This is a genomic window from Xanthomonas sp. SHU 308, assembly GCF_000364645.1.
GTDB classification, from domain to species: Bacteria; Pseudomonadota; Gammaproteobacteria; order Xanthomonadales; family Xanthomonadaceae; genus Xanthomonas_A; species Xanthomonas_A sontii.
Map to the genome: position 1 here is coordinate 1 of NZ_AQOK01000533.1, position 708 is coordinate 708.

Annotated in this window: 1 protein-coding gene; it reads left to right on the top strand. The window is 74.2% G+C overall.

Going from position 1 to position 708, the window contains the following annotated elements:
• Window positions 1-708, top strand: a 708-nt coding sequence (locus D588_RS0115920) for a DUF3999 family protein (RefSeq protein WP_017916688.1), incomplete at both ends; no start/stop codon positions are given.

A 708-nucleotide genomic window follows, 5' to 3' on the forward strand; every position in this document is an offset into this window, starting at 1 on the left:
CGCCGCCGAGCAGGCCGAGGCCGCGCCGCGCCGGCAGCCGCTGCCGTGGTTTCCGCTGCCGGCGGCGCCCGACGGGCGGACTCCGGATCTGGAGCTGATCGCCGAGCGCGACAGCGACGGCAGTGTGCGACGCATCCAGACCCGCGTGGCCGGCGCTGGCCACGACGCGGGCGCTGCCGGCTGGCTGGTCGATGCCAGCGCGTTGCATGCGCCGCTGCGCGCACTGTCGCTGCAATGGGCCGCCGCTGCGCAGCCACAGCAGGCGCGCTACCGCGTCGAAGGCAGCGACGATCTGCGCGACTGGGAGGTGCTGGTGGCCGATGCGACCCTGGTCGACCTCAGCAACCAGGGGCACCGGCTGCAGCAACTGCGCATCCCCATCGGCCGCGAAGTGCGCTATCTGCGCCTGCTGCCGCTGGCCGGTGCCGGCGCGCCGCCGCTGACCGGGGTGGAGGCCGAACTGGCACCGACGCCGGTCGTCGCCGACTGGCATTGGCAACAACTGGACGCGGCGAGCACCGATCCCGCGCAGCACGGCTATGCCTTCGTGTCGCCGGGGCGTTACCCGGTGACGCGCGTCGACATCGCCTTGCCCGGCAACAACGCCATCGAATGGCGCGTGCAGAGCCGCGACAGCGCCGAGGCGCCGTGGCAGGATCGCGCCGGTCCATGGCTGGCCTACCAGGTGGGCGGCGGCAGCCGCTCGCC